Source organism: Pseudomonas sp. SDO52101_S400 (assembly GCF_054071635.1).
Window position 1 is genome coordinate 1 of the sequence record NZ_JBSVWF010000112.1, and the last position, 7,813, is coordinate 7,813.

Annotated in this window: 6 protein-coding genes; 4 read left to right on the plus strand and 2 right to left on the minus strand. The window is 61.2% G+C overall.

Translation table 11 applies throughout. The annotated features are described in order from the left end of the window. Positions 1 to 93 precede the first annotated feature (93 nt). Together recO and pdxJ are read left to right on the plus strand one after the other, a co-directional pair. Positions 94 to 783, plus strand: coding sequence for a DNA repair protein RecO (gene recO / locus ACW9HX_RS28620; protein ID WP_439820737.1), 690 nt, complete (start codon positions 94 to 96; stop codon positions 781 to 783). 46 nt (positions 784 to 829) lie between these two features. Further along, positions 830 to 1,573 carry a pyridoxine 5'-phosphate synthase gene (gene pdxJ / locus ACW9HX_RS28625; protein WP_457383158.1) on the plus strand — a complete coding sequence of 248 codons (744 nt, stop codon included), beginning with the start codon at positions 830 to 832 and terminating at the stop codon, positions 1,571 to 1,573. Between the two features lie 43 nt (positions 1,574 to 1,616). Here the strand turns inward: pdxJ and mltF are convergent, their stop codons facing one another. After that, positions 1,617 to 3,077, minus strand: a complete 1,461-nt coding sequence (gene mltF / locus ACW9HX_RS28630; protein WP_457383159.1) for a membrane-bound lytic murein transglycosylase MltF — start codon at positions 3,075 to 3,077, stop codon at positions 1,617 to 1,619. A gap of 285 nt (positions 3,078 to 3,362) precedes the next feature. On the opposite strand from mltF, the gene purL reads away from it, so the two are divergent. Together purL and ACW9HX_RS28640 are read left to right on the plus strand one after the other, a co-directional pair. Further along, on the plus strand, positions 3,363 to 7,259 hold the full coding sequence (gene purL, locus ACW9HX_RS28635; protein WP_457383160.1) for a phosphoribosylformylglycinamidine synthase: 3,897 nt from the start codon (positions 3,363 to 3,365) through the stop codon (positions 7,257 to 7,259). Between the two features lie 5 nt (positions 7,260 to 7,264). Further along, a complete protein-coding gene (locus ACW9HX_RS28640; protein ID WP_457383161.1) occupies positions 7,265 to 7,576 on the plus strand; it encodes an NGG1p interacting factor NIF3 in 312 nt (103 codons plus the stop codon). Here ACW9HX_RS28640 and ACW9HX_RS28645 read toward each other — a convergent pair. Beyond that, positions 7,546 to 7,813, minus strand: a 268-nt coding sequence (locus ACW9HX_RS28645) for a hypothetical protein (protein ID WP_457383162.1), incomplete at its 5' end; no start/stop codon positions are given. The genes ACW9HX_RS28640 and ACW9HX_RS28645 overlap by 31 nt on opposite strands.

The window sequence follows — 7,813 nt, forward strand, 5'->3', positions numbered from 1 at the left end:
TACTTTGACTGATTCACCGCATTCGCGAGCAAGCCCGCTCCCGCATTTGGTTTTGGGTTGTTTACAAAACTGCGTTTCTTCATCGAGAACTCAATGTCGAAAACCCCGCCTCTCGCCCAACCCGCCTACGTCCTGCACTCCCGCGCCTATCGCGAAACCAGCGCCTTGGTGGATTTCCTCACGCCGCAAGGTCGGCTGCGGGCGGTGTTGCGCAGCGCGCGGGGCAAGGCCGGGACACTGGCGCGGCCATTCGTGCCGCTGGAAGTGGAATTGCGCGGCAAAGGTGAGTTGAAGAATGTCGGGCGCATGGAGAGTATTGGAAACGCGACATGGATGGTCGGCGAGGCATTGTTCAGCGGTCTCTATCTCAACGAGTTGCTGATACGCCTGCTGCCAGCCGAAGACCCGCATCCTGCGGTATTCGATCATTACGCTGCCACCTTGCTGGCTTTGGCTGAAGGCCGGCCACTGGAGCCTCTGCTGCGTTCCTTCGAATGGCGTCTGCTCGACGACCTCGGTTATGGCTTCTCCCTGAACACCGACATCAACGACGAGCCCCTTGCTGCGGACGGTCTCTATCGCTTGCAGGTGGATGCCGGACTCGAGCGGGTCTACCTGCTGCAACCCGGCCTGTTCAACGGCACCGAGCTGCTGGCCATGGCTGAAGCGGACTGGTCGGCCCCGGGCGCACTGTCTGCCGCCAAGCGTCTGATGCGACAAGCGCTGGCCGTGCATTTGGGCGGTCGTCCCCTTGTCAGTCGCGAGCTGTTTCGCAAACCATAACGGCGTGTATGCTGTGCGCCGAATCTTTCCATTCAGGAGCGCATCCGTGACCACCAGCAATCGCATTCTTCTTGGCGTGAACATCGACCACGTCGCCACCCTGCGTCAGGCTCGGGGCACGCGCTATCCGGATCCGGTCAAGGCCGCGCTGGACGCTGAAGAGGCGGGCGCCGACGGCATCACCGTGCACCTGCGCGAGGACCGACGCCACATTCAGGAGCGCGACGTACTGCTGCTCAAGGATGTGCTGCAAACCCGCATGAACTTCGAAATGGGCGTCACCGAAGAAATGATGGCGTTCGCTGAGCGCATCCGTCCGGCCCACATCTGTCTGGTGCCGGAGACGCGCCAGGAACTGACCACCGAAGGCGGTCTGGACGTGGCGGGGCAGGAAGAGCGCATCAGGGCTGCGGTCGAGCGTCTGTCGAAGATCGGCAGCGAAGTGTCGCTGTTCATCGACGCGGACGAGCGGCAGATCGCCGCCTCGAAACGTGTAGGCGCTCCGGCCATCGAACTGCACACCGGGCGCTATGCCGATGCAGAAACACCGACCGAAGTGGCCGAAGAGCTCAAGCGCGTGGCGGACGGCGTGGCGTTCGGTCTGGCACAGGGCCTGATCGTCAACGCCGGTCACGGCCTGCACTACCACAACGTTGAAGCCGTGGCGGCGATCAAGGGCATCAACGAACTGAACATCGGTCACGCGCTGGTGGCGCATGCCTTGTTTGTCGGCTTCAGGTCGGCGGTGTCGGAGATGAAGGCGCTGATCCTGGCGGCTGCAAAGGCCTAAGCATCAACGCAGATCCTGTGGGAGCTCGCTCCCACAGTGTTTATCAGAGCGGCGGGTTTTCCTGCGCCGGCTTGGACTTGTCGATCCCCGGCACATGCAGATTGCCTTCGGCGACCTGATCGCCTTCAAGTTGCGGTTGGGTTACCCAGGTCAGGATGTCGTAGTAGCGACGGATGTTCGCCACGAAATGCACCGGTTCGCCACCACGGGCGTAGCCATAGCGGGTCTTGCTGTACCACTGCTTCTGCGACAGACGCGGCAGCATCTTCTTCACATCCAGCCATTTGTCAGGGTTCAGACCTTCCCGGGACGCCAGTTTGCGCGCGTCATCCAGATGGCCGCTGCCGACGTTGTAGGCTGCCAGTGCAAACCACGTACGATCCGGCTCCTGGATCGAGTCATCCAGTTGATCCTTCATGTAGGCCAGGTACTTCGCGCCGCCCATGATGCTCTGTTTCGGATCGAGGCGGTTGGACACTCCCATGGCCTGGGCAGTGTTCTGGGTCAGCATCATCAGGCCGCGCACGCCGGTCTTCGAAGTGACTGCCGGCTGCCACAGCGATTCCTGATAACCGATGGCCGCAAGCAGGCGCCAGTCGACTTTCTCTTTCTTGGCGTAAGTCTTGAAATGCTGTTCGTATTTGGGCAGCCGCTGCTGCAAATGCTGGGCAAAAGTCGTAGCGCCCATATAGCCGAGGACGTCGACGTGGCCGTAGTAGCGGTCTTTCAAACGTTGCAGGGTGCCGTTCTTCTGCACCTTGTCCAGATAACTGTTGATCTCGTTGAGCAGGCTGTTGTCTTCACCGGCGGCCACTGCCCAGCTCTGGCTGCGCGCATCGCCGAGGTCAAAGGCCACGCGGATATTGGTGAAGTACACCTGGTTCATTGCCACTTCGTTGGAGTCGACCAGGGTCAGGTCGATCTGGCCTTCATCCACCATGCGCAGCAGGTCGACCACTTCAACGGCGTCGGACTCTTCGTATTCGATCCCGGGATATTTCTGTTTCAGCTCGGCCAGCTGTTCGGCGTGGGTGCTGCCCTTGAGCACCATGATCTTCTTGCCGACCAGCTCACTGGCGTCGGTCGGCCGGGACTGGCCGTTGCGATAGATGATCTGCGGCGTGACTTCGAGATAGGCGTGGGAGAACCGAACCTGCTTCTTGCGCTGTTCGCTGCTGACCAGGCCGGCAGCGGCCAGCACCGGGCCGTTGGGCTTGCCGATCTGGTCGAACAGGTCGTCGAGGTTGTCCGCGGTCTCGATCTTCAGCTCCACCCCCAAATCGTCGGCGAAGCGCTTCACCAGCTCGTATTCGAAGCCGGTTTCACCGCTGCGATCCTGAAAGTAGGTGGCGGGGCTGTTTCGGGTGATCACCCGCAGCACACCATCCTCCTTTACGCGCTCGAGGGTGTTGGGTTTATCAACACAGCCACTGAGCATCAGGAAGAGTCCGGTTGCGATCAGCCATTTGGCGTACCGCGGACGCAAAGCCGTTGGGGAAAACATGTGCGCAGTATACGCAAAGGACAACGGGCGCCATATCTCGACAGTGGAGGGGTTGTCTGCTAGGCATCACAAAACCGGTCGAAACCCCACAGGAATGGGCTCAAAAGGCTTTTTGTGACAGAAAAAATAAGCGCTGTTCCAACACCCGATAAATTTGACCCTCGAGGCAAGAACACCACTCGACATCCGGGTGCAACCGTGCGTAGCGTTTCGGGTGATGTTGAGGGCGGTTTAGGCTAGAATGCACGGCCTCAAAGCACACCCCTTCCCGAGGCTGTCCCGAAGATGTTGATCCTGCGCGGCGCTCCTGCCCTTTCTGCCTTTCGCCACAGCAAACTCCTTGAGCAACTGAGCCAGAAGGTTCCGGCTGTCAGTGGCTTGTATGCTGAATTCGCTCACTTCGCCGAAGTCACCGGCGTCCTGACCGGCGACGAACAGCAGGTGCTTGCGCGCCTTCTGAAGTACGGTCCAAGCGTTCCGGTTCAAGAGCCGACCGGTCGTCTGTTCCTGGTGTTGCCGCGTTTCGGCACCATCTCGCCATGGTCGAGCAAGGCCAGCGACATCGCCCGCAACTGCGGCCTGAGCAAGATCCAGCGCCTGGAGCGCGGCATCGCGTTCTACGTGGCCGGTCAGTTCAGCGAAGCCCAAGCGCAGCAGATTGCAGACGTATTGCATGACCGCATGACCCAGATCGTTCTGGCCAACCTCGAGCAGGCTGCCGGTCTGTTCAGCCACGCCGAACCGAAGCCGCTGACCGCCATCGACATCCTTGGCGGTGGTCGCGCCGCGCTGGAAAAGGCCAACGTCGAGCTGGGCCTGGCCCTGGCCGAAGACGAGATCGATTACCTGGTCAACGCCTTCAACGGTCTCAAGCGCAACCCGCACGACATCGAACTGATGATGTTCGCCCAGGCCAACTCCGAGCACTGCCGCCACAAGATCTTCAACGCCAGTTGGGATATTGACGGCGAGAGCCAGGAAAAAAGCCTGTTCGGCATGATCAAGAACACCTATCAGATGCACAGCGAAGGCGTGCTGTCCGCTTACAAGGACAACGCTTCGGTAATCGTCGGCAACGTCGCCGGCCGCTTCTTCCCGGATCCGGAGACCCGTCAGTACGGCGCGGTGCAGGAGCCGGTGCACATCCTGATGAAGGTTGAAACCCACAACCACCCGACCGCGATCGCCCCGTTCCCTGGCGCGTCCACCGGTTCCGGTGGCGAGATCCGCGACGAAGGCGCAACCGGCCGTGGCGCCAAGCCGAAGGCCGGCCTGACCGGTTTCACCGTTTCCAACCTGCAGATCCCGGGCTTTGAACAGCCGTGGGAAGTGCCGTACGGCAAGCCTGAGCGCATCGTCAACGCACTGGACATCATGATCGAAGGCCCGCTGGGCGGCGCCGCGTTCAACAACGAATTCGGCCGTCCGGCCCTGACCGGCTACTTCCGTACCTTCGAACAATCGATCACCACCCCGCACGGTGACGAAGTTCGCGGTTACCACAAGCCGATCATGCTGGCTGGCGGCATGGGCAACATCCGTGAAGAACACGTCAAGAAAGGCGAGATCGTCGTCGGCTCCAAGCTGATCGTCCTCGGTGGCCCGGCGATGCTGATCGGTCTGGGTGGCGGCGCCGCTTCCTCCATGGCCACCGGCACCAGCTCGGCGGATCTGGACTTCGCATCGGTTCAGCGTGAAAACCCTGAAATGGAACGTCGTTGCCAGGAAGTCATCGACCGTTGCTGGCAGCTGGGCGACAAGAACCCGATCAGCTTCATCCACGACGTGGGTGCGGGCGGTCTGTCCAATGCCTTCCCGGAACTGGTCAACGACGGCGACCGCGGTGGCCGTTTCGAACTGCGCAACATTCCGAACGACGAGCCGGGCATGGCCCCGCACGAAATCTGGTCCAACGAATCCCAGGAGCGTTACGTTCTGGCGGTCGGCCCGGCCGACTTCGAGCGCTTCAAGGCGATCTGTGAACGTGAGCGTTGCCCGTTTGCCGTCGTCGGTGAAGCCACCGCCGAGCCGCAACTGACCGTGACCGACAGCCACTTCGGCAACAACCCGGTGGACATGCCACTGGAAGTGTTGCTGGGCAAGGCACCGCGCATGCACCGTTCGGTGGTTCGCGAAGCCGAGCTGGGCGATGACTTCGATCCGTCGAACCTCGACATCACCGAGTCCATCGAGCGCGTTCTGCACCACCCGGCCGTGGCGAGCAAAAGCTTCCTGATCACCATCGGCGACCGCACCATCACCGGCCTCGTGGCCCGTGACCAGATGGTCGGCCCATGGCAGGTTCCGGTGGCCGACGTTGCCGTCACCGCCACCAGTTTCGACGTCTACACCGGTGAAGCGATGGCAATGGGCGAGCGCACTCCGCTGGCACTGCTGGACGCTCCGGCGTCGGGCCGCATGGCCATCGGCGAAACCCTGACCAACATTGCCGCCTCGCGCATCAACAAGCTCTCCGACATCAAACTGTCGGCGAACTGGATGTCCGCTGCCGGCCACCCGGGCGAAGACGCACGTCTGTACGACACCGTGAAAGCGGTCGGCATGGAACTGTGCCCTGAGCTGGGCATCACCATTCCGGTCGGCAAGGACTCGATGTCCATGGCCACCCGCTGGAACGACAACGGCGAGGACAAGACCGTCACCTCGCCGATGTCCCTGATCGTGACCGGTTTCGCGCCAGTGGCTGACATCCGTCAGACCCTGACCCCGGAACTGCGCATGGACAAGGGCACCACCGACCTGATCCTGATCGACCTCGGTCGCGGCCAGAACCGCATGGGCGCCTCGATCCTCGCTCAGGTTCACGGCAAGCTCGGCAAGCAGGCTCCGGACGTCGACGACGCCGAAGACCTGAAAGCGTTCTTCGCGGTGATCCAGGGCCTCAACGCCGACGGTCACCTGCTGGCTTACCACGACCGTTCCGACGGTGGTCTGCTGACCTCCGTGGTGGAAATGGCCTTCGCCGGCCACTGCGGTCTGAGCCTGAACCTCGACAGCGTTGCCGAATCCTCGGCAGAAATCGCCGCCATCCTGTTCAACGAAGAACTGGGTGCAGTGATTCAGGTTCGCCAGGACGCCACCCCGGACATCCTCGCGCAATTCAGCGCGGCCGGTCTGGGTGACTGCGTTTCGGTGATCGGCCAGCCGATCAACAACGGCCAGATCAACATCACCTTCAACGGTGACACCGTGTTCGAAGGCCAGCGTCGTCTGCTGCAACGTCAGTGGGCCGAGACCAGCTACCAGATCCAGCGTCTGCGCGACAACGCCGACTGCGCCCAGCAGGAATTCGATGTACTGCTGGAAGAAGACAACCCGGGCCTGAGCGTCAAGCTGAGCTACGACGTCAACCAGGACATCGCCGCGCCTTACATCAAGAAAGGCATCCGCCCACAGGTTGCCGTGCTGCGTGAGCAGGGCGTCAACGGTCAGGTGGAAATGGCGGCGGCGTTCGACCGCGCCGGTTTCAACGCGATCGACGTGCACATGAGCGACATTCTGGCCGGCCGTGTCGACCTGAACGAGTTCAAAGGTCTGGTGGCTTGCGGTGGTTTCTCCTACGGCGACGTACTCGGCGCCGGTGAAGGCTGGGCCAAGTCCGCACTGTTCAACAGCCGTGCCCGCGATGCGTTCCAGGGCTTCTTCGAGCGTAATGACAGCTTCACCCTCGGCGTGTGCAACGGTTGCCAGATGATGTCCAACCTGCACGAGCTGATCCCGGGCAGCGAGTTCTGGCCGCACTTCGTGCGTAACCGCTCCGAGCAGTTCGAAGCGCGCGTGGCGATGGTTCAGGTTCAGGAATCGAACTCGATCTTCCTGCAGGGCATGGCCGGTTCGCGCATGCCGATCGCCATCGCTCACGGTGAAGGCCATGCCGAATTCGAAAGCGAAGAGGCACTGCTCGAAGCCGACCTGTCCGGTTGCGTGGCGATGCGTTTCGTCGACAACCACGGCAAGGTCACCGAAGCCTACCCGGCCAACCCGAACGGTTCGCCGCGCGGGATCACCGGCCTCACCAGCCGCGACGGCCGCGTGACGATCATGATGCCGCACCCGGAGCGTGTGTTCCGTGCCGTGCAGAACTCGTGGCGTTCGGAAGACTGGAACGAAGACGCTCCTTGGATGCGTATGTTCCGTAATGCTCGTGTGTGGGTGAACTAAGCGCTGTGTACAAGCTCGCGTTTTTTGTTCCCGACAGCCATGTCGAGGTGGTCAAGGACGCTGTATTCGCTGCCGGTGGCGGGCGGATCGGTGACTATGACCACTGTGCCTGGCAGGTGCTTGGATCTGGTCAGTTTCGGCCTTTGGACGGGAGTCAGCCGTTCATTGGTGAGGCGGGGCAGGTTGAGCGGGTCGAGGAGTGGAAGGTCGAGCTTGTCGTTGGTGATGAGTTGATTCGCTCGGTAGTGGCGGCTCTTAAGTTGAGCCATCCCTACGAGACGCCGGCTTATGAAGTGTGGCAGTTGGAGGATTTTTGATCTTCCTTGGCTGCTGAAACGGGAAACCCGCTGAGAGTGATTTCAGCGGGTTTTTTGGTTTTTGGGGTTTGGAGTTTGGGGTTGGGATTGAGTGAATATCCGTTGCTGCGGTAACGGCTTCTTAGGGTTTCGCCCTTACGGCGAGTCACTTTTTTCAAACGCCAAAAAAGTAACCAAAAACGCTGGGCCCCGGCGTTCGGCACCTCGCTTTGGCTCGGTGTTCCTTCGTTCCGGGAT